Source organism: Ostreiculturibacter nitratireducens (assembly GCF_032670585.1).
Taxonomy (GTDB): Bacteria; Pseudomonadota; Alphaproteobacteria; order Rhodobacterales; family Rhodobacteraceae; genus Ostreiculturibacter; species Ostreiculturibacter nitratireducens.
The window spans coordinates 109,866-130,539 of the sequence record NZ_JAVQHL010000003.1 but is presented as its reverse complement, the minus strand read 5'-3'; the positions used below and the strand labels follow the sequence as shown (position 1 = coordinate 130,539).

Here is a 20,674-nt window from a genome sequence, read left to right as displayed (position 1 = left end):
ATGGCTTACACTCCCATCGGCTATAACCCCTACGATTTCGCCAACCGTCGCCATATCGGGCCTTCGCCCTCGGAGATGGACGAGATGCTGAAAGCGGTGGGAGCGGACAGCCTGGACCAGCTGATCGAGCAGACGGTGCCCAAGTCGATCCGGCAGAAGGAGCCGCTGACATGGGCACCGCTTGCCGAACACGAACTCCTGGCGAAGCTGCGCGAGGTGGCTGCGAAGAACAGGGTCATGACCTCGCTCATCGGGCAGGGCTATTACGGCACGGTCACTCCGCCCGCGATCCAGCGCAACATCTTCGAAAACCCGGCCTGGTATACGGCCTACACGCCTTACCAGCCGGAGATTGCGCAGGGACGCCTCGAGGCGCTTTTGAACTTTCAGACGATGGTCGCGGACCTGACGGGGCTGCCGGTGGCGAACGCCTCGCTTCTCGACGAGGCGACAGCGGCGGCGGAGGCGATGGCGATGGCCGAGCGGCTCGCGAAATCCAAGGCGCGCGCCTTCTTCGTGGACCGTGACTGCCACCCGCAGACCTTGGCGGTGATCGAGACGCGGGCGCGGCCGCTCGGGATCGAGGTGATCGTCGGCGCGCCGGACAAGCTCGAGCCCGAAAAGGTCTTCGGCGCGATCTTCCAGTATCCGGGCACCTATGGCCATGTGCGCGACTTCACGCCCGAGATCGAGGCGCTGCATGCCGCGGGCGCGGTCGCGATTGTGGCGGCGGACCTGCTGGCGCTCTGCATGCTCAAGGAGCCGGGGGCGATGGGCGCTGACATCGCCGTGGGTTCGGCGCAACGCTTCGGCGTGCCGATGGGCTTCGGTGGACCCCACGCGGCCTTCATGTCCTGCAAGGACGAGATGAAGCGCGCGATGCCGGGACGGATCGTCGGCGTCTCCATCGACTCGCGCGGGAACCGCGCCTACCGGCTGTCGCTCCAGACGCGCGAACAGCACATCCGGCGGGAAAAGGCGACCTCCAACGTCTGCACGGCGCAGGCGCTTCTGGCGGTCATGGCCTCGTTCTATGCGGTGTTCCACGGGCCCGAGGGGCTGCGCGCCATCGCGGAGCGGGTGCATTTCTACACGGTGCGGCTCGCGAAGGCGCTGAGGGTCGCGGGGGCAACTGTGAACCCCAGGCACTTCTTCGATACGATCACCGTGGAGGTGGGCGTTGGCCAGGCCGGCATCCTTGCCGCGGCGCGCCACGAGGGGCTGAACTTCCGCAAGATCCACAACAACCGGGTCGGCATCAGCCTTGACGAGACGACAGACGAGAAGGTGCTGATGCGCATCCTGCGCGCCTTCGGCATCCATGCCGTTCCGCCTCACCGTGCCGACCTCGGCTTTCCCGAGGACATGAAGCGCGAGAGCGATTTCCTCACCCACCCGGTCTTCCACATGAACCGGGCGGAGTCGGAGATGATGCGCTACATGCGGCGCCTTTCGGACCGCGACCTGGCGCTGGACCGCGCGATGATTCCGCTTGGCTCCTGCACGATGAAGCTGAACGCCGCGGCCGAGATGATGCCGGTCTCCTGGCCGGAATTCGCGAGCCTTCACCCCTTCGTGCCGGTGGACCAGGCCGGAGGCTACCGCGAGGTGATCGAGGACCTTTCGGAGAAGCTGTGCGAGATCACGGGCTACGACGCCTTCTCGATGCAGCCGAATTCGGGGGCGCAGGGGGAATACGCGGGCCTTCTGACCATCGCCGCCTATCACCGGGCGCGCGGCGAGGCCGAGCGTGACATCTGCCTGATCCCGATCTCGGCGCATGGCACGAACCCTGCCTCGGCCCACATGGCGGGCATGAAGGTCGTCGTGGTGAAGTCCGCGCCGAACGGCGACATCGACATCGACGATTTCCGCGACAAGGCAGAGGCTGCGGGTCAGAACCTCGCGGCGGCGATGATCACCTATCCCTCGACGCATGGCGTCTTCGAAGAGACGGTGCGCGAGGTCTGCGAGATCACCCACAAGTACGGCGGTCAGGTGTACCTCGACGGTGCCAACATGAACGCGATGGTCGGGCTGGCGAAGCCCGGCGAGATCGGGTCGGACGTGAGCCACCTGAACCTGCACAAGACCTTCGCGATCCCGCATGGCGGAGGCGGGCCGGGCATGGGGCCGATCGGCGTGAAGGCCCATCTGGCGCCCTATCTTCCGGGCCATCCGGAGACCGGTGGTCAGGAGGGGCCGGTGAGTGCCGCGCCTTACGGCTCGGCCTCGATCCTGCTCATCTCCTGGGCCTATTGCCTTATGATGGGCGGCCCGGGGCTGACGCAGGCGACGCGTGTAGCGATCCTGAACGCGAATTACATCGCGGCGCGGTTGCGTGGCGCCTATGACGTCCTCTTCATGGGCAACAAGGGGCGGGTGGCGCATGAATGCATCCTCGACACGCGCCCCTTCGCGGAACACGGCGTGACGGTCGAGGACATCGCCAAGCGGCTGATCGACAACGGCTTCCACGCCCCCACGATGAGCTGGCCCGTCGCCGGGACGCTGATGGTCGAGCCCACCGAGAGCGAGACCAAGGCTGAGATCGACCGCTTCATCACCGCGCTCCTCGCGATCCGCGAAGAGATCCGGGACGTGGCCGAAGACAGGATCAAGGCCGAGGAAAGCCCGCTTCGCCGAGCGCCGCACACGGTCGAGGACCTCGTGGCGGAATGGGACAGACCCTACAGCCGCGAGCAGGGCTGCTTCCCGCCGGCGTCGTTCCGGGTCGACAAGTATTGGCCTCCGGTGGGCCGGGTCGACAACGTCTATGGCGACCGGCATCTCGTCTGCATCTGCCCGCCGGTGGAAAGCTACGCGGAAGCGGCGGAATAGGATCCGCAAAGACTTGTGGAGCGCCTCGGGGTCCCCATATATTCGATGTAGTGAATGTATGGGGGCCCGCCATGCCTGCTGAAGCGAGAACCGCCGTGAAACTCGTCTGCGCCACCTGCGGCCAGGCGAACCGTGTGCCAGCCGACCGCGTCGGCGCCGGCCCGAAATGCGGCAGCTGCGGGGACCCGCTGTTGTCAGGCAAGGTCGCCGAGTTCGACGGCCAGACGCATGACAAGGCAGTCCGGACCGACGACCTGCCGCTGATCATCGACTACTGGGCGCCGTGGTGCGGCCCCTGCCGGATGATGGCGCCGGAATTCGCGAAGGCAGCTAAGGCGCTCGCACCCGGCGTGCGGTTCGCCAAGATCAATACGGAGGAATTTCCGCAGATCGCCGGTCGCGCGAACATCCGCGGGATTCCCGCGCTGATTCTCTATCACCGGGGCCGGGAGGTCGCGCGGCTGACCGGAGCGCGCCCCGCCGCGGATATCGAGGCCTTCGTGCGTTCCAAGGTGCAGGTCCGCGCCTGAGAATTCGACAAAGCCGGCCGCGGGCTCCTTGACAAGGCGCGCGGCATGGAACAAATAGCGCGCGCAGTGGGGTCGTAGCTCAGTTGGGAGAGCGCGTCGTTCGCAATGACGAGGTCAGGGGTTCGATCCCCCTCGACTCCACCAAATCGCCCATCAACCTTGTCGCCCTTAGTCCGCTGGATTGATGCTTGTTGGCCGATCGTGTGCCATGATCAGCGCCGACGATGGGGCGTCTTTCAACTGAAATGCCGCTCAGGCTTCGGGTTCTGCGCCGCTTTGCTCCCATTCATGCAGACCCTGTCGGTGTGGTTGTCGATTTCCCTGTCGCGTTGTTCGCCTGCTCGGACATGACGACGTCACATCGGCCCTCGATCACCATCCCTTGCAGGCCCCATTGCCCATGATCCAGGGTCGCAATCACCCAATTCCACGTATTCTTTTCGACCACGATCGAAACAGTCGACATATCCGATGTGACGTCGCCGGAGTCCCCGACGAAGAACAGGGTCTTCTCCGTTTCTTTTAAGACGGGAATGGTTGACCACTGGGCGTCTTGCGGACTGTCCAGGATATGAAGCGTCTTTCCATCCAGATCCAGTTCCACGAATTGGCCGAATATGCCGTCGGGCTCTTCACCGGGAAAACAGTGCAGTTTGACCGGTTCAGCATTGGCTTGGGCAACGAAGGCAACGTTGGCGGAGATCAAGACGAGCAGGCGTAGCATCACAAACCTCCTTGTCGAACTTGCACTGGCACGGTGACACGAAGGCGTCTGGACAGGCAGTTCGGTTGAATCCATGGAGTGCGGCTCGCGTCACTCAAACGCCGCCGTTTCTTGGCAGGTTGCTGGAAACCCTGACTTTTCCGTCGCGGCCACTTCGACCGTGGCGCGGGATGATTTTTCGGGGCTTTTTCGGTAGAATGACTACTATTGGGGTGGTCATCGCACTTCGAAATGTCGCCGTGTGTTCGTCCGGCAAGAAGCCTCCGACCAACGGAGGAATTCAATCATGACCAAGATCAAGACTCTCGAAGGCCGCTCCAAGGCGGTCGATGATGAAGTCGTCGACGCGCTCGCAGGCGCAATCCGCGGAGAGGTCTTCCGAGAAGGCTCGGCCGGCTACGATGAAGCCCGCACGATCTGGAATGCGATGGTGGACCGGCGGCCGGGGCTGGTGGTCAGGGCGCTTGGTGCCAGCGACGTGAGACACGCGGTCGACTTCGCCCGTGACAACGGCCTGCTCATGGCAATCCGGTCTGGCGGCCACCAGATTGCCGGCCATGCCGTTGCCGACGGCGCGCTGCTTCTCGACCTCTCGAAGATGAAATCGGTCCATGTCGATCCCGGGGCGAGAACCGCGCGGGTCGAACCCGGCGCGACGCTTGGCGATGTCGACAAGGAAACTCAGGCCCATGCGCTTGCCGTCCCTGTCGGCGTGAACTCCACCACCGGGATCGCGGGGCTGACGCTCGGAGGCGGGTTCGGCTGGATCACCCGCAAGCATGGAATGACGATCGACAACCTCGTGTCGGCGGACCTCGTGACTGCGGATGGCGAATTCGTCCGGGCGAGCAAGGCCGAGAATGCAGACCTGTTCTGGGCTATCCGCGGCGGAGGAGGGAACTTCGGCGTGGTCACGTCGTTCGAATTCCAGCTGCACCCGGTCGGTCCGGAAGTGCTTTCGGGCCTGATCGTGCACTCGCTCGACGACGCGCCGGCGCTTCTGCGGGACTTCCGCAAGATCGCCGACGAGGCGGAGGATGATCTGACCGTCTGGGCCGTGCTGCGGCAGGCGCCGCCGCTCCCGTTCCTGCCGGAGGAATGGCACGGCAAGGATGTGCTCGTCTTCGCGGCCTGCTACGCGGGCGACATTGCTGACGCGGAGAAGGCAATGGCACCGCTCCGCGCTCTGGGCAACCCGATCGCCGATGTGATTGCCCCGCACCCGTTCCAGGGCTGGCAGGCGGCCTTCGATCCGCTGCTGACCCCCGGCATGCGGAACTACTGGAAGAGCCATGATTTCGAGACCCTGTCGGACGCGGCGATCAAGATCATCCTCGACGCGGTGCGCAATGTTCCGGACCCGGCCTGCGAGGTCTTCATCGCCCATGTGGGCGGCGCCATGGCGCGCGTGGCATCGGACGCGACCGCCTATCCGCAGCGCTCGTCACACTTCATCATGAACGTTCACACGCGCTGGGAGGACGCGTCGAAGGACGGGGCCTGCATCGCATGGGCCAGGAAGCTGTTCGACGCGGCGGCGCCGCATTCGGTCGGCAGCGTCTACGTGAACTTCATGCCCGATGACGAAGCGGGCCGGATCCCCGGCGCCTACGGCGCCAACATGGACCGGCTGGCGAAGGTGAAGGCGAAATACGATCCGAAGAACCTGTTCCGGCTGAACCACAACATCGAGCCCGCCGCACTCGCACGCGCAGCGGAGTGACAAGGTTGCTCCGCGCGATGCTTCGGCATGGCGCGGAGCGATCGCGGGTCCATGCAGAGGTTTCCGCGTTGATCCGGGCGGGAGATACGCGTGTCGTGGGTCCGCTGCACGGCGGGAGGACGGGCGCCATTCGCGACTCATCTTGCTTTGCGTGAGGCGGCGCTATATGAGAATGAACGTTCATTCAGCGCGAGACCCCTCATGTCCGCAACCGCCACGAAAGCCGAACCGAAGGCTGTCGAAATCCTCGATCGTATCAAGACCGTCTTTGCGGCGAAGGGATTCGACGGAGCGTCCATGCAGGATCTCGCCCGCGCCGCAGGGATGAGCGCGGGCAATTTCTACCGCTATTTCTCCTCGAAGGATGCGATCATCGAGGCGATCGTGGAACGCGAACTCGCGCTGATCGAGGATGAGTTCTCCCGGATCATGAAATCCGCCAACCCTCGCGCGGCACTGATCGACTCGATCCGTATAAGGGTCGAGTCCGCCCGGGAAAGCGACGGCCCGCTCTGGGCCGAGATCGAGGCGGCCTCCACGCGGCGACCCGAGATCGGCATCCTCCGCGCGCGGATGGAGACGGAGATCGGCCGCTATCTCATGGTCATCTTCGCGCGCATCGCCGGTATATCCGAAGCCGATGCGGCCGAACGCTTCGGCGCACATGCGGCGCTTCTCATGCTCATCGTTCATGGTCTGGAAACCCGCACCTGCGGACAGTCGCAGCTGGGCACACCGGAGGCCAACGCAGCCCTCAACGATCTCGTACTGCATACCGTCGATGGACTTCTGGCCGAAGTGGCAGCTGCGCTTCCCGTCCGGCCCCGTACCTTTTTTCCCAAGGAAGACTAAGTGATGATCCGCCCTGTTCTCGCATCCCTGACGATCGTTCTGGCCGCGGCGGCCGGATCGGCTGCCGCAGAAGAAACCCCGGTCTCAGCGCCCGCCGCGGCGCTGCCCGCGATCACGGTTTCGACCGTGGAGCGCGCGGTCCTGCGTGACCGCGTCCTGGCTTCGGGCCTGATCGGGCCGGTGGAGCGCATCTCGGTCCAGCCCAGGATCGAGGGACAGGCCATCGAGGAGCTTTTCGTTGAGGTCGGCGACACCGTCGCGGCGGGCGAAGTCCTCGCGCGGCTGTCGGAAACGGCGCTTACGCTCAGGAAAAGCCAGTTGACCGCGCAGCGTGCCGGCGCGGAGGCCGCCATCGCCCAGGCCGAGGCCCAGCTTGTCGAGGCCGAGGCGGCAGCCGACGAGGCGATCCGGGTGCGAGACAGGACGCTTGCGCTGCAGGCGCAGGGCACGGCCTCGCAGGCCGCGGCGGATCAGGCGGCCGCGGCCGCGACCTCCGCCGTGGCGCGCGTAACGGTCGCCAGGCAGGGCCGCGCGGCGGCCGAGGCGCAGCTTGCGCTGGCCGAGGCGCAGATCGCGGACGTGGAACTGCAGCTTCAGCGGACCCAGGTGACGGCGCCCGTCGCGGGCGAGGTCGTCGAGCGCAATGCGACCGTCGGCGCCATCGCGAGCGCCGCGGGCCAGCCGATGTTCGTGATCATCAGGGACGGCCTTCTGGAGCTTCGGGCCGACATCGCCGAACAGGACGTCCTGCGTCTTGCCCCGGGCCAGACGGCGCTCATGCGCCTCGTGGGCAGCGCCGAGCCGCTTCCGGGCACGGTGCGGCTCGTCGAGCCGACCGTTGATCCCGCGACACGCCTGGGGCGCGTGCGCATATCGATCGAGGATACCGACAAGGTCCGCTCCGGGATGTTCGCCGAAGCGGAGATCCTCGTGGACGAGAGCGACTCGATTGCCGTCCCGGTGAGTGCGGTCGGCCGCGACGGCGGCATCGAATCCGCCCTTCGCGTGACCGATGGACAGGTGGCGCGGGTGCCCGTGGAAACCGGAATCCGCGACGGCGGAATGGTCGAGATCACTTCGGGTCTCGACGAAGGCGATCTGGTCGTGACGCGGGCAGGGGCCTTCGTGCGCGACGGCGACCGGATCAACCCGGTCCCCGCGAACGGCGAACCCGTCGCGTCGAACTGAGGGGGCAGCCATGAACTTCTCCGCCTGGTCGATCCGGAATCCGATCGCGCCGATCCTGGCCTTCTTCATGCTTTTGGTGCTGGGCTGGCAGTCGTTCAACACGCTGCCCATCACCCGCTTTCCGAACATCGACGTTCCCCTGGTGGCCGTGAGTGCCGCCCAGCCCGGCGCTGCACCGGCCGAGATCGAGACCCAGATCACGAAGCGGATCGAGGACGCGGTCGCGGGCGTGACCGGCGTGAAGAACATCCAGTCCACGGTGTCGGACGGCGTTTCTTCGACGGCGATCGAGTTCCGGATGGAAGTCCCCACAGACCAGGCAGTGCAGGACGTCAAGGACGCGGTCGACCAGATCGTGAGCGACCTGCCGGGCGAGGTCGAAACCCCGATCGTCACGCGGATCGACGTCGAGGGGCAGGCGATCATGACCTTCGCCGTCGCCTCGGCGGGCATGTCGATCGAGGAGATATCCTGGTTCGTCGACGACGTGGTAAAGCGCGGGCTTCAGGGCCATGCCGGCATCGGTCGGATTTCGCGCTACGGCGGCGCCGATCGCGAAATCCGTGTGGAACTTGACCCCGTGCGCCTCGACAGCTTCGGGATCACGGCCGCTGCGGTGAACGCTCAAGTGCGCGCGACGAACGCGGACCTCGGATCCGGGCGGAGCGAGATCGGCGGCGGCGAACAGGCGATCCGCACCCTGGGCGACGCCTCCACGGCCGAGAATCTCGCGGCGACGACCATCGCGCTGCCGTCCGGCCGCTACGTTCGGCTGGGCGAGCTTGGCCACGTCATCGACACCTACGAGGAGCCGCGCAGCTTTTCGCGGTTCAACGGCGACCCGGTCGTCACCTTCTCCGTCTTCCGCGCCAAGGGGGCGAGCGAGGTGACCGTCGCGGAGACGGTGAACGGCAAGCTCGAGGAGATCCGGGCGGCGCATCCGGAAGTGACGATCACGCCGGTGGACGACACCGTCTTCTACACCTACGGCAACTACGAAAGTGCGATCCACACGCTTCTCGAAGGCGCGCTGCTTGCCGTCATCGTGGTGCTGATGTTCCTCAGGAACTGGCGCGCGACGCTGATCACGGCGGTCGCGCTGCCGCTGTCCGCGATCCCCACGTTCTACGTTATGGACCTGCTGGGCTTCTCGCTGAACCTCGTCAGCTTCCTCGCGATCACGCTTGCGACGGGGATACTCGTCGATGACGCGATCGTGGAGATCGAGAACATCTCGCGCCACATCCGGATGGGCAAGACGCCCTACCGCGCCGCGATGGAGGCGGCGGACGAGATCGGGCTTGCCGTCATCGCCACGACTCTGACCATCGTCGCCGTCTTCGTGCCGGTGTCCTTCATGCCGGGCATCCCGGGCCAGTATTTCCGGCAGTTCGGCCTGACGGTCGCTATCGCGGTGTTGTTCTCGCTGCTGGTTGCCCGCCTCATCACGCCGATGATGGCGGCCTACCTGATGCGATCGAAGGATGCCCATGCCGAGTCCGACACCGATGGCTGGATCATGCGCGGCTATACGGGCTTCGTGCGGCGGACGCTGAAGCTGCCTTATGTCACGCTTCTGGCCGCCATCGGCATCCTGTTCGTGTCTGTCCACTTCATGCTGCAGGTCCCGGGCAGCTTCCTGCCGCCCGAGGACGTGAGCCGCATCTCGGTCAGCGTGGAACTGCCGCCAGGCTCGACGCTCGCGGATACCGACAGGACCACGCAGCGGATCCAGCAGGCGGTTCAGGATATCGAAGGTGTCGATAGCGTCTTCGTCCTCGGAGGCGCCTCGCCCACCGGGGACCGCGACATCCGCCGCGCGGCGGTGACCGTGATCCTGGAAAAGCTTGACCATTCGCTGGTGCACAGGTTGTCCGAGATCGGCCGGAGCATTCCGGTCATCGGGGCGCTTGTTCCCGAGATGCCGACGGAAGGGCGGAAGCGGCCGCAGAACGAAATCGAGGCCGAGGTCTTCACGCGTCTCGCCGGAATCCCAGACGTTCGCGCCTACAAGCTGAACGACCGGGGCGAGCGCGACATCTCGTTCTCCATCCTCTCGGCGAGCGAGGAGAGCCTGAACCTCGCCGTGGCGCGGCTGGAGGCGGCGCTTCGCGGCGATCCGCTCCTGGCGAATGTCGGCGCCACGGGCGCGCTGCCGCGCCCCGAGGTGCAGGTGCTTCCACGCGAGGAAGAGGCAGCCCGGCTTGGCATAACCACGCAGCAGATCGCCCAGACGCTCAGGGTGGCGACCCTCGGGGACGTGGATGCGGCGCTGGCCAAGGTATCGGTCGACGACCGTCTGATCCCTGTTCGGGTCCAACTGACGGACGAGATATCCTCCGACGTTCGCCGGATCGGCGCGGTCAAGATCACGACGGCCACCGGAGCCACGGTTCCCTTGAATGCCGTCGCCGATATCGTGATCGGCGAGGGGCCGGGCTCGATCGACCGCCTGAACCGGGAGCGGCGGGCGACGATCGGGGCCAACCTGCCGCCGGGCGTCGCGTTGGGTTCGGCGACCGCGCGGTTCAAGGAACTGGCCGAGGCGGTCGAGCTGCCGCCCGGCGTCCGGATCGCGGAGGCGGGCGACGCCGAGATGCAGCAGGAACTGGTCGCGAGCTTCGGCAACGCGATGATCATGGGCCTGATGCTGGTGCTCACGGTGCTGATCCTCCTGTTCCGCAGCGTGATACAGCCCTTCACCATCCTCTTCTCGCTGCCGCTTGCGATCGGGGGCGTGGCAGCCGGCCTGATCGTGACCGGAAACGCCGTCTCAATGCCCGTTCTCATCGGCATCCTGATGCTGATGGGGATCGTGACCAAGAACGCCATCCTGCTCGTCGATTTCGGGATTGAGATGCGGCGGCAGGGCCTGAACCGGGCGCAGGCGATGATCGAGGCGGGTCGGAAGCGCGCGCGTCCGATCGTCATGACCTCGATTGCGATGTCGGCGGGGATGCTTCCCTCGGCGCTGGGCGTGGGCGAGGGCGGGTCCTTCCGCGCGCCCATGGCAATCGCGGTGATCGGCGGGATCATCGTCTCGACGCTCTTGAGCCTCGTCGTCGTGCCGTCGTTCTTCCTCATCATGGACGACCTCGCGCGGCTCCTGGGCTGGATCTTCGGTCGTTTCGTCGGCCACAAGGAGGCCGAGCCCGAGGCCCCCGATCCCGTCGAGCTGGCCGCCTCCGTCGAGGGAACGACAACCGCGCTCGGCTCGCTCGAAGACCGGGTGCGCGCGTTGGAGGAAGGCCGCCGCCCCGACAGCAGGCTACAGGTCGCCGAGTGACGGCTCGAGACGGGCCCGCGGCTTTCCGGGCGCCCGCCTCGAGGAAGTGAATTGACATATTACATAATAATACGTTGACTTACCTTACCGGAGCCCGACGTCGCTTTGGTTGGGGGAGATCATGCGTCTATACGGCTATTTCCGGTCCTCGGCCGCCTATCGCTGCCGGATCGGGTTTGCTCTGAAGGGTATCACGGCGGAAGAAGCCTTCGTCCACCTGCGCAAGGGGGATCAGAAGGCGGCCTCCTTCCGGGCGGTGAATCCGCAGGGGCTGGTTCCGGCGCTCGACGTCGGTGGGCGCGTGCTGACGCAGTCGCTCGCGATCCTGGAGTGGCTTGACGAAACCCATCCGCGCCCCGCGTTCCTGCCCGGAAGCGCCGAGGATCGGGCCGAGATCCGCGCCTTTGCACAGATCATCGCCTGCGACATCCACCCGCTTCAGAATCTGCGTGTGCTCGACTACCTTCGCTCGGAATACGGTCAGGACCAGGCGGGGGTCGAAAAGTGGTGCCAGCGCTGGATCGGGGACGGCCTCGCGGCCTGCGAGGCCATCCTGGCAGGGAGGGAGCAGGAGGGGCCATATTGCTTCGGAGCGACGCCGACGCTGGCCGATATCTGCCTCGTGCCGCAGGTGTTTTCGGCGGAACGGTTCGGTGTCGATCTGGAGGCGATGCCGCGAGTCCGGAAAATCCATCGCATTTGCAGTGAGTTGCCCGCCTTCGCCGGCGCGCATCCGGCGAAGCAGCCGGATTCCGAAGCCTAGCACTGCCAAAATGGTGATGGTCGAGGGGGATGGACAACCGATTGCCAAGGCAATCAAATACGGGATAGGCGACGCGGAGATCGCCATGGAAAGAGAGCATTCAGGGAGGAGACACAGAATGACAATGAAGCGCAGAACGATACTCGGGCTGGCGGGAGCGCTTGCGATGAGCGCGCTCGGCGCTGTGCCCGCCGCAGCACAGGAAGTCACGCTGAAGCTGCACCAGTTCCTGCCGGCGCAGGCGAGCGTGCCGCGGCTCGTGCTCGACGTCTGGGCCGACAAGGTCGAGGCGGATTCGGGCGGGCGCATCAAGATCGAGCGCTATCCTTCGATGCAGCTCGGCGGGAAGCCGAACGAGCTTTACGACCAGGTTGTCGACGGCGTGGCCGACATCGTCTGGACCGTCGCGGGCTACACGCCCGGCCGCTTCCCGCGCGCCGAAGTGTTCGAGCTTCCGTTCATGATGACCGAAGCCGAGGCCACCTCTCGCGCCTACTGGGAGCTCTTCGAGAGCGACATGAAGGACACGGACTACAAGGACGTCCACATGCTGGCCGTCTGGGTCCACGGTCCGGGCCTGATCCACTCGAAGGCTCCGATCGCTTCGGTCGCCGACCTGAACGGCGTGAAGCTGCGGGCGCCGACGCGGACGACGAACATGCTGTTCGAGGCTCTGGGCGCGACCCCGGTCGGGATGCCCGTTCCGGCGGTGCCGGAAGCGCTTTCCAAGGGCGTGATCGACGCGACCGTGATCCCGTGGGAGGTGACGAGCGCGTTGAAGGTGGCGGAACTCGTGGGCAACCACACCGAGATGCCGGGCGCGTCGCTCTACACGACGTCCTTCGTGTTCGCGATGAACAAGGGTGTCTATGACGGTCTGCCGGACGACCTGAAGAAGGTGATCGATGACAACTCCGGGATGGAACTGTCGGCCTTCGCCGGCAAGACCATGCAGGACGCCGATGCGCCGGCGCGCGCGATCGCTGTCGAACGGGGCAACAACATCATCGAGCTGACGCCCGAGCAGATCGACGAGTGGAAGACCGCGGCGGCACCGGTGGTCGATACCTGGAAGGCCGAAATCAACGGACAGGGCATCGACGCCGACGCGCTGATCGAGAAGGCGCAGGCAGCGATCGCCAAGTACTCCAACTGAGGCCGTAACACAGCCGGCGGCGCCGTTTGCGCCGCCGGTTCGGCACAAGGCACGTCGCGACGGCGGGGTGTCAGCGGAGGGGTTACCCATGCAGAGAATCGTGTTCTGGCTGGCCCGCATCCTGGCGATCCTCGGTGGCATCGTCCTGACGGTTCTCATTCTTCTCACCTGCGTCAGCGTGCTCGGGCGTGGCGGCAATACCTTCGGCCATTCGGATTTCCTGAACGGCATCGCACCGGGCATCGCGGAGGCCTTCACCCGCCTTGGCCCAGTGAAGGGCGACTTCGAGATCGTCGAGGCGGGGATCGCCTTTTCGGTCTTCGCCTTCCTGCCCTGGTGCCAGCTGAGGCAGGGGCACGCGACCGTCGATGTCTTCACCTCCTACCTGTCCGAGCGTCTGAACCGTGCGATCATGGCCTTCTGGGAACTGCTCTTCGCGCTCACGCTCATCCTGATTTCCTGGCGGCTTTTCGAGGGGATGATCGGCAAGGTCCGGAACGGTGAGACGACATTCCTTCTGCAATTCCCGATCTGGTGGGCCTATGCCGCGAGTTTCGTCGCCTCGGTGATCGCGGCCCTCGTGGGCGTCTACACGGCATGGGAGCGGGCGCACGGACTGATCATTGGCCGCGAGGTGCTTCCGGCCAGTGGGGGGAGCGCACATTGAGCAACCTCGAACTCGGGCTCTGGTCCTTCCCGGTCCTTCTCCTGATGATCTTCCTGCGCGCGCCCATCGGGCTCGCGATGCTGCTGTGCGGTATGGTCGGGCTGACCTATGCCACGGGCGGCACGAACATGGTGCTTTCGAAACTCAAGTCCGAAGCCTATTCGACCTTCTCGAGCTACTCGCTGTCGATCATCCCGATGTTCCTCCTGATGGGGCAGTTCGCGACGCTGGGCGGCATGAGCAAGGCCCTTTTCAAGGCCGCCGAAAGCTGGCTTGGCCATCGGAAGGGCGGCGTCGCGATGGCGGCGGTCGGGGCCTGCGCCGGGTTCGGAGCGATCTGCGGATCCTCGCTCGCCACGGCCGCGACGATGAGCCAGGTCGCGTTGCCGGAATTGCGCCGTTACGGCTATTCGGGCGGGTTCTCCACGGCGACGCTGGCGGCCGGGGGGACGCTCGGGATCCTCATCCCGCCCTCCGTCGTTCTCGTGATCTATGCCATCCTGACGGAGCAGAACATCGCCAAACTGTTCCTCGCCGCCTTCGTTCCGGGTGTCCTGGCCGCGATCGGATACATGATCACCGTCTCGATCTATGTCCGGCTGCACCCCGGTTCGGCGGGCACGCGCGAGAGGGTGCCCTATGGCGAAAGACTCCGTGCGCTCGTCGATGTCTGGCCCGTTCTGCTGGTGTTCATCCTCGTCGTGGGAGGCATCTACCTTGGCTGGTTCACGCCGACCGAGGGCGCCTCGGTCGGGGCGGCGGGAACGGGGCTCATCGCGCTCCTGAACGGCGGGCTCACGTGGCGGACCTTCATCGGCAGCATCCTGTCCACGGCGCAATCGACCGCGATGATCTTCTTCATCGTCCTCGGCGCGGGGCTCTACAATTCGTTCCTGGCGCTCAGCCAGGTCCCGCAGGAGTTGTCCGAATGGGTTGTTGGGCAGGGCTTCAGCCCATGGCTCGTTCTCGTGATGATCCTGGTCTTCTACCTGGTCCTCGGCTGCCTGATGGACTCGCTGTCGATGATCCTTCTGACGATCCCGATCTTCTTCCCGGTCGTCTCACAGCTCGATTTCGGCCTTTCGCCTGAACATCTCGCGATCTGGTTCGGTATCCTCGTGCTGATCGTGGTCGAGGTCGGGCTCATAACGCCTCCGGTGGGGATGAACCTGTTCGTCATCAACTCGATGGACCGCGAGACGCCGATCTCGGCGACCTATGGCGCGGTGACCTATTTCATCGCCTCGGACATCATCCGGGTTTCGCTTCTGGTGATCTTCCCCTCGATCACGCTGTTCCTGCTGTAGCGCAGCCTCGATTGCGCTGGCCAAGCCCATGTAGGGGCGCTATGCTGCATCGCAGCAATGCAGTCGCAGCGCGAGGAATCGGCGATGTCAGGCAAGATCATCGTTGTCGCTCAGCAGAAAGGCGGGTCGGGCAAGACGACGCTCGCCGCGAACCTCGCCGTCGCCTATGCCCGCCAGGGGCAGAGCGTCGCGCTTCTGGACACCGATCCGCAGGGTTCTCTGGGGCGCTGGTTCATGGCGCGGCGGGAACACTACGGCGACGCGGGGATGGAATTTTCCACCTCATCCGCCTGGGGCGTGTCCTACGAATGCGAGAAGCTGCGGCGCGCGGCCGATGTCGTTCTGATCGATACGCCGCCCAAGGTGGATTCCGACCTGCGGCCGGCGCTGCGGGAGGCTGACCTCGTGCTCATTCCCGTCGCGTCGAGCCATGTCGATCTCTGGGCGACGGACGGAGTCCTCGACCTCGCCCGGCGGGAAGGAAAACTCGCCACGGTGGTCCTGAATCGGGTGAAGGCCGGCACCCGGCTTGCCGCAGAGGTCGCGGAGGCGGCCGGCGCACTTGAGGCGCAACTTGCCGCATCGATGCTTGCCAACCGCGTCGCCTATGCCGAGACGCTGGGGACCGGGCAGGGTGTTCTGGAAGCCGCCCGCCGTGGCCCTGCGGCGGCCGAGATCGAGGCACTCGCGGCCGAGGTCACGACACTTCTCTGAGGGCTGCCTCAATCTCAGGCATGCGATCGGCGCATCCCTCACTCGGGGTCGCGTGGTGCGGTGAGGATGAGCGCCCAGTAGGCGTAGGCCGCCGCGCCGCCGAAAATGATCCCCCAGCCCGGACTGCCCGACGCGAACTCGAAGCAGGCCCAGATGCCCGGCACCAGAACCACGGCCCAGCGGCGCCAGACCGGACGGAAGAAAGGATCGGAAGGGTCGATGAGCTTCATCCCCGGAACGTAGCCAGCCTGCCGCAACGCGGCAAGTGGCGACCTTCCGCCGCAAGCCCTTGCCGGGAACGCGGACGATGCCGATCTCTGCACCACAGGACAGAACTGGGGAGCAAATGAACATGAGATGCCCGATCGACAATTCGGAACTGGAGATGACCGAACGCCACGGGGTCGAGATCGACTATTGCCCGAATTGCCGCGGCGTCTGGCTGGACCGGGGCGAGCTCGACAAGATCATCGACCGGGCCGCGATCTCCCAGTCCGCGCCGGTCGCTCTCGAGGAGCCGCCGCGTCCGGCGCGCGAGGAACGGCGCGACCGGAAGGACAAGGGTCGGCGTTACAAGGACGATGACGATGACGACGACGATGACGAGGACGATTATCGCTCCGGCAAGCGCGGGAAGCGCTATAAGAGCTTCCTGAGCGAGATCTTCGACTTCTGACGTGCGCAGACGGTCGGCGGCATTCGCGGCGGGCGGATTTTCTGCTAGGATTCCAACATGGAACAGGAGGAAGCCATGCCCACCATTTCCGCCGACTTCGAAGGACAGACCGTCATCACCACCTTCGAGATGACGCCCGGAACCTGCCAGGACCTCCTCGACGAACTCACCGATGCCTACCGGAATTTCATCTGCCATCAGCCGGGTTTCATCGGGGCCGGACTGCACGTGAACGATGCCCAGACCCGGATCGCCAACTATTCCAAGTGGCGGCGGCGGGAGGATTTCCAGGCGATGCTGCGCACGCCCGAGATGCGGGAGCGCAACCGCCGTATCGCGGCGCTCTGCTCGCGGTTCGAGCCGGTGATGTACGAGGTCGTCGAGGTCCTGGGGTAAGACATGCAAAGGGCGCCCTTCGGTGAACGGGCGCCGGCGACGTGTGACCGCGGACCTTTCGCGGCGGGAAGGGGAGAAGGGAGATGAGCATGGGGCTAGGTAGTCTGATCGCGATACTGATCGTGGGCGCCATCGCGGGATGGCTGGCCGGGCTGATGGTGAAGGGCTCCGGCTTCGGGCTTCTCGGGAACATCGTGGTCGGGGTCGTCGGCGCCGTGATCGCGGGCTTCCTGTTGCCGAGGCTCGGGCTCGGGGCCGGAGGCGGGGTTTTCACCGCGATCCTCCATGCCACCGCCGGCGCGGTGATCCTCCTCGTCCTGATCCGGCTGGCGAAGTCGGTCTGACGGCGGAACGGTTCAGGCGGGGCGGCCGTAGAGCTTGCGAAGCTCCCGCTTCGCCCGCTCCAGAACCGCCCTCTGCTCCGGGTCGAGGTTCCGCCCGGCTCGGTTGATGTAGAAGTTCAGCATCGACATGGCGGACTGCAGTGGCGTGCCCTTCCGGGCCGTGCTTTCCTCCGCCGCCCGCTTCAGCGAGGCGGCGATCCGCTTGGGGTCGTCCCAGGTGAAGACGCCGGGTTCGAGCGACAGCGCGCGGCTCGTCTCGGTGACGTGACGGGACCATTTCTTCTGCGGCTCGGCGGGCATGGGTCTATCGCCCGAGGAAGCGGATCAGCGCGATCACGGCGGTGAGGACGACCGAGATCAGGATCGAGGTGGTGATCGGGATGTAGAGGCGGAAGTTGTCCCGCTCGATCACGATGTCGCCGGGCAGGCGGCCGAGGCCAAGGCGGCTGAGCGGCCCCCAGAGAAGGCCCGCGAGGATCAGGATCAGCCCGAGGAGGATCAGGAAGCGGGACATGGGGGAAGGGTAGGGCGGGAAGGGGGGTGAGGGAAGTCTGTGCGTGTGGCTGGCCGGGGATCAGCACGACGGAGGGAGGCAGTCGGTCCAAGGGGCGGAACGTGGCAACCGATCCCGCCAAATGGAGCGGTAGCAAAATTCACGGCGCGGTAATTCTTGTGAACGAGGACAAGACTACCCAAGCCAAAAGCCCAAACACGAAGACACCACCAACAATAGCGAACCCGATCGCCAATCTGAAAAGGGCGCGCATTTCTGCGTCAGGCGTCTGTCTTCTCTCGGCTAATGAACAAGCCCAGGATTCCGCCAACAAAGGCAAGCAGCATGGGAACAGCCACGAGAGTGCCGCCAAAGACGGCGCCGCCGATGGCAGCAAACATTAGCAGGAATGCCGGAACACGGCCTTTCGCTCTAACTACAATCGCGCCAAGAATTATGCACAGAGATGAAAATAGCGCACCGGCCCTGCCGATGCCTATGACCACCCTGGCGCCCTCAGCCTCGAGTGCGCCGCCAGGGTTGCTCATTCCAACAGTGACTATTGCCGCAAGCAGACCGAAGACGCCCGCGATGATGGCCAGAATGCCTCCGGTTCTCTGCATTCCCTACTCCAAGAAGTAATCAGCTAAATCATCCAGGGGTTGCGGGCGGTCAACGCTTTCCTCTTGATCTGCCACCCCTCTGCCCGGCCCGGCCCGCCGTCGATCGTCCGCTCGCCTTCGTCGCGGCCTCGACGGCTTCCTCCACGGCCGACTGGCGCGCAAGGGGATCGTCGGACAGCACGAGGTCCACGGTTTCCAGACGCTTGATCTCGTCGCGGAGCCTCGCGGCCTCTTCGAATTCGAGGTTCTCGGCGGCCTTGCGCATCTTGGTGCGGAGACCGTCGAGGTGCGCCTCGAGGTTCGCGCCGTGCATGGGTTTCTCGACCTTTGCGGTGACGCGGGACATGTCGGTGTCGCCCTGCCAGAGGCCGGCCAGAACGTCCTCGACGTTCTTCTTGACGGTCGCGGGGGTGATGCCGTGGGCTTGGTTGTAGGCCATCTGCTTCTCGCGGCGGCGTTCGGTCTCGCGCAGCGCGCGTTCCATGCTTCCGGTGATGCGGTCGGCATACATGATGACGCGGCCCTCGGCGTTCCGCGCGGCGCGGCCGATGGTCTGGATCAGGGAGGTTTCGGACCGCAGGAACCCTTCCTTGTCGGCGTCGAGGATCGCGACGAGGCCGCATTCGGGGATGTCGAGGCCCTCGCGCAGGAGGTTGATGCCGACGAGCACGTCGAAGGCGCCGAGGCGGAGGTCGCGCAGGATCTCGATCCGCTCGATCGTATCGATGTCGGAATGCATGTAGCGGACGCGGATGCCCTGTTCGTGCATGTATTCCGTCAGGTCCTCGGCCATGCGTTTCGTCAGCGTGGTGACAAGCGTGCGGTAGCCCTTGGCGGCGACCTTGCGGACCTCGTCCAGGAGGTCGTCCACCTGCATCGAGACGGGGCGGATCTCGACCTCCGGGTCGAGGAGGCCGGTGGGGCGGATGACCTGTTCGGTGAAGACGCCGCCGGTCTGTTCCAGTTCCCACGCCGCCGGGGTGGCGGAGACGAAGACGGATTGCGGGCGCATCGCGTCCCATTCCTCGAACTTCAGCGGCCGGTTGTCGGTGCAGGAGGGCAGCCGGAAGCCGTGTTCGGCCAGCGTGAACTTCCGCCGGAAGTCGCCCCGGTACATGCCGCCGATCTGCGGGACGGAGACGTGGCTTTCGTCTGCGAAGACGATGGCGTTGTCGGGGATGAACTCGAAGAGCGTGGGGGGCGGCTCACCGGGCGCGCGGCCGGTCAGGTAGCGCGAGTAGTTCTCGATCCCCGCGCAGGAGCCGGTCGCTTCCAGCATCTCGAGGTCGAAGTTGGTGCGCTGTTCGAGGCGCTGCGCCTCCAGAAGCTTGCCCTCGTCCGTCAGCTGCTTCAGGCGCTGGGCGAGTTCGACGCGGATGCCCTTGATCGCCTGTTGAAGCGTCGGGCGCGGCGTGACGTAGTGCGAGTTCGCATAGATGCGGATGCGTTCGAAGCTGTCGGTCTTGGCTCCGGTCAGCGGGTCGAACTCGGTGATCGCCTCCAGATCCTCGCCGAAGAACGAGAAGCGCCAGGCGCGGTCCTCGAGGTGGGCAGGCCAGAGCTCCACCACGTCGCCCCGGACGCGGAAGGCGCCGCGCTGGAAGGCCGCGTCGAGGCGGCGGTATTGCTGTGCAACGAGGTCGGCGAGGAACTTGCGCTGGTCATAGAGCTTGCCGACCTCGAGGTCCTGGGTCATGGCCGAGTAGGTCTCGACCGAGCCGATGCCGTAGATGCAGGAGACAGAGGCGACGATGATGACGTCGTCGCGTTCCAGAAGCGCCCGGGTGGCCGAGTGGCGCATCCGGTCGATCTGTTCGTTGATCTGCGATTCCTTCTCGATATAGGTGTCGGTCCGGGGCACGTAGGCTTCGGGCTGGTAATAATCGTAGTAGCTGACGAAGTATTCCACCGCGTTGTCGGGGAAGAAGCCCTTGAACTCGCCATAGAGCTGCGCGGCGAGCGTCTTGTTGGGGGCAAGTATGATCGCCGGGCGCTGCGTCGCCTCGATCACCTTGGCCATGGTGAAGGTCTTCCCGGTGCCCGTGGCGCCGAGGAGGACCTGGCTCCTCTCCTCCGCCTCGATCCCCGCAGTCAGTTCCGCGATCGCGGTGGGCTGGTCGCCGGCGGGCTGGAACTCGGTCTGCATCACGAACCGCCTTCCCCCCTCGAGCTTCGGGCGGGTCAGGACGTCCGGGCGGGCGCTGGGCGCGTTCGTGTTGTTGTGGGGCATGGGTCGATTCCTTGTCAGCCCCTTAACATGATCGCTTTTTGTTCCGGTTCAAGCTGCCTCGTCCCTCCTCCGGCGGTTGGGCCGGTGTAGTTTGCGCGAGCGCTTTCGCTCCGATCGCAACGCGAAGCAGCTTGCGGAACTCTGGCCCCGGGGGCTCGGGA

At 65.4% G+C, this 20,674-nt stretch carries 20 protein-coding genes and 1 tRNA gene; 15 read left to right on the top strand and 6 right to left on the bottom strand.

The genetic code is table 11. From position 1 onward, the window contains the following. The 3 genes from gcvP (at nt 1) to ABCN56_RS14915 (ending at nt 3,515) form a co-directional block, all read left to right on the top strand. A complete protein-coding gene (gcvP, locus tag ABCN56_RS14925) occupies nt 1-2,841 on the top strand; it encodes an aminomethyl-transferring glycine dehydrogenase (protein WP_343081620.1) in 2,841 nt (946 codons plus the stop codon). 71 nt (nt 2,842-2,912) lie between these two features. Beyond that, the gene (gene trxC / locus ABCN56_RS14920; protein ID WP_343081619.1) at nt 2,913-3,371 is read left to right on the top strand and encodes a thioredoxin TrxC; all 459 of its coding nucleotides are present in this window, start codon (nt 2,913-2,915) and stop codon (nt 3,369-3,371) included. 68 nt (nt 3,372-3,439) lie between these two features. Continuing rightward, a tRNA-Ala gene (locus ABCN56_RS14915) sits at nt 3,440-3,515 on the top strand. A gap of 142 nt (nt 3,516-3,657) precedes the next feature. Here ABCN56_RS14915 and ABCN56_RS14910 read toward each other — a convergent pair. Continuing rightward, on the bottom strand, nt 3,658-4,095 hold the full coding sequence (locus ABCN56_RS14910) for a hypothetical protein (protein WP_343081618.1): 438 nt from the start codon (nt 4,093-4,095) through the stop codon (nt 3,658-3,660). A gap of 286 nt (nt 4,096-4,381) precedes the next feature. Here ABCN56_RS14910 and ABCN56_RS14905 point away from each other — a divergent pair, with 286 nt between their 5' ends. The 9 genes from ABCN56_RS14905 to parA all read left to right on the top strand — a co-directional run bounded on the left by ABCN56_RS14905 (nt 4,382) and on the right by parA (nt 15,751). Next, nucleotides 4,382-5,818, top strand: a complete 1,437-nt coding sequence (locus ABCN56_RS14905) for an FAD-binding oxidoreductase (RefSeq protein WP_343081617.1) — start codon at nt 4,382-4,384, stop codon at nt 5,816-5,818. Nucleotides 5,819-6,019: 201 nt separating this feature from the next. Next, entirely contained in the window at nt 6,020-6,670 is a 651-nt protein-coding gene (locus ABCN56_RS14900) for a TetR/AcrR family transcriptional regulator (RefSeq protein WP_343081616.1), read from the top strand. Nucleotides 6,671-6,673: 3 nt separating this feature from the next. Then, nucleotides 6,674-7,858, top strand: a complete 1,185-nt coding sequence (locus ABCN56_RS14895) for an efflux RND transporter periplasmic adaptor subunit (protein ID WP_343081615.1) — start codon at nt 6,674-6,676, stop codon at nt 7,856-7,858. A gap of 10 nt (nt 7,859-7,868) precedes the next feature. Then, nucleotides 7,869-11,144, top strand: coding sequence for an efflux RND transporter permease subunit (locus ABCN56_RS14890; RefSeq protein ID WP_343081614.1), 3,276 nt, complete (start codon nt 7,869-7,871; stop codon nt 11,142-11,144). A 121-nt stretch (nt 11,145-11,265) separates the two neighbouring features. After that, complete coding sequence (gene maiA, locus ABCN56_RS14885; protein ID WP_343081613.1) at nt 11,266-11,907, top strand: maleylacetoacetate isomerase; 642 nt, start codon at nt 11,266-11,268, stop codon at nt 11,905-11,907. Between the two features lie 118 nt (nt 11,908-12,025). Next, nucleotides 12,026-13,063 (top strand): TRAP transporter substrate-binding protein, encoded by a 1,038-nt coding sequence (locus ABCN56_RS14880; protein WP_343081612.1) that lies wholly within the window; start codon nt 12,026-12,028, stop codon nt 13,061-13,063. An 88-nt stretch (nt 13,064-13,151) separates the two neighbouring features. Continuing rightward, a complete protein-coding gene (locus tag ABCN56_RS14875) occupies nt 13,152-13,730 on the top strand; it encodes a TRAP transporter small permease (RefSeq protein WP_343081611.1) in 579 nt (192 codons plus the stop codon). Beyond that, nucleotides 13,727-15,037: a TRAP transporter large permease gene (locus tag ABCN56_RS14870; RefSeq protein ID WP_343081610.1), complete on the top strand. Its 1,311-nt coding sequence runs from the start codon at nt 13,727-13,729 to the stop codon at nt 15,035-15,037. The genes ABCN56_RS14875 and ABCN56_RS14870 overlap by 4 nt, the downstream gene beginning before the upstream one ends. Nucleotides 15,038-15,121: 84 nt before the next feature. Beyond that, nucleotides 15,122-15,751: a ParA family partition ATPase gene (parA, locus tag ABCN56_RS14865; protein WP_343081609.1), complete on the top strand. Its 630-nt coding sequence runs from the start codon at nt 15,122-15,124 to the stop codon at nt 15,749-15,751. A gap of 38 nt (nt 15,752-15,789) precedes the next feature. Here parA and ABCN56_RS14860 read toward each other — a convergent pair whose 3' ends face one another. Further along, nucleotides 15,790-15,981, bottom strand: a complete 192-nt coding sequence (locus ABCN56_RS14860) for a hypothetical protein (RefSeq protein WP_343081608.1) — start codon at nt 15,979-15,981, stop codon at nt 15,790-15,792. 122 nt (nt 15,982-16,103) lie between these two features. Here ABCN56_RS14860 and ABCN56_RS14855 point away from each other — a divergent pair, with 122 nt between their 5' ends. The 3 genes from ABCN56_RS14855 to ABCN56_RS14845 all read left to right on the top strand — a co-directional run bounded on the left by ABCN56_RS14855 (nt 16,104) and on the right by ABCN56_RS14845 (nt 17,167). Next, complete coding sequence (locus tag ABCN56_RS14855; protein WP_343081967.1) at nt 16,104-16,427, top strand: TFIIB-type zinc ribbon-containing protein; 324 nt, start codon at nt 16,104-16,106, stop codon at nt 16,425-16,427. Between the two features lie 75 nt (nt 16,428-16,502). Beyond that, a complete protein-coding gene (locus tag ABCN56_RS14850; RefSeq protein WP_343081607.1) occupies nt 16,503-16,823 on the top strand; it encodes an antibiotic biosynthesis monooxygenase family protein in 321 nt (106 codons plus the stop codon). A gap of 83 nt (nt 16,824-16,906) precedes the next feature. Then, the gene (locus ABCN56_RS14845; protein ID WP_343081606.1) at nt 16,907-17,167 is read left to right on the top strand and encodes a GlsB/YeaQ/YmgE family stress response membrane protein; all 261 of its coding nucleotides are present in this window, start codon (nt 16,907-16,909) and stop codon (nt 17,165-17,167) included. A gap of 12 nt (nt 17,168-17,179) precedes the next feature. On the opposite strand, the gene ABCN56_RS14840 is transcribed toward ABCN56_RS14845, so the two are convergent. From ABCN56_RS14840 to uvrB, 4 genes are all read right to left on the bottom strand, one after another. Beyond that, the gene (locus tag ABCN56_RS14840; RefSeq protein ID WP_343081605.1) at nt 17,180-17,467 is read right to left on the bottom strand and encodes a DUF3175 domain-containing protein; all 288 of its coding nucleotides are present in this window, start codon (nt 17,465-17,467) and stop codon (nt 17,180-17,182) included. 4 nt (nt 17,468-17,471) lie between these two features. Further along, entirely contained in the window at nt 17,472-17,681 is a 210-nt protein-coding gene (locus ABCN56_RS14835; protein WP_343081604.1) for a DUF2905 domain-containing protein, read from the bottom strand. Nucleotides 17,682-17,941: 260 nt separating this feature from the next. Beyond that, nucleotides 17,942-18,283, bottom strand: a complete 342-nt coding sequence (locus ABCN56_RS14830; protein WP_343081603.1) for a hypothetical protein — start codon at nt 18,281-18,283, stop codon at nt 17,942-17,944. 49 nt (nt 18,284-18,332) lie between these two features. Further along, nucleotides 18,333-20,513 (bottom strand): excinuclease ABC subunit UvrB, encoded by a 2,181-nt coding sequence (uvrB, locus tag ABCN56_RS14825; RefSeq protein WP_343081602.1) that lies wholly within the window; start codon nt 20,511-20,513, stop codon nt 18,333-18,335. Nucleotides 20,514-20,674: the final 161 nt, after the last annotated feature.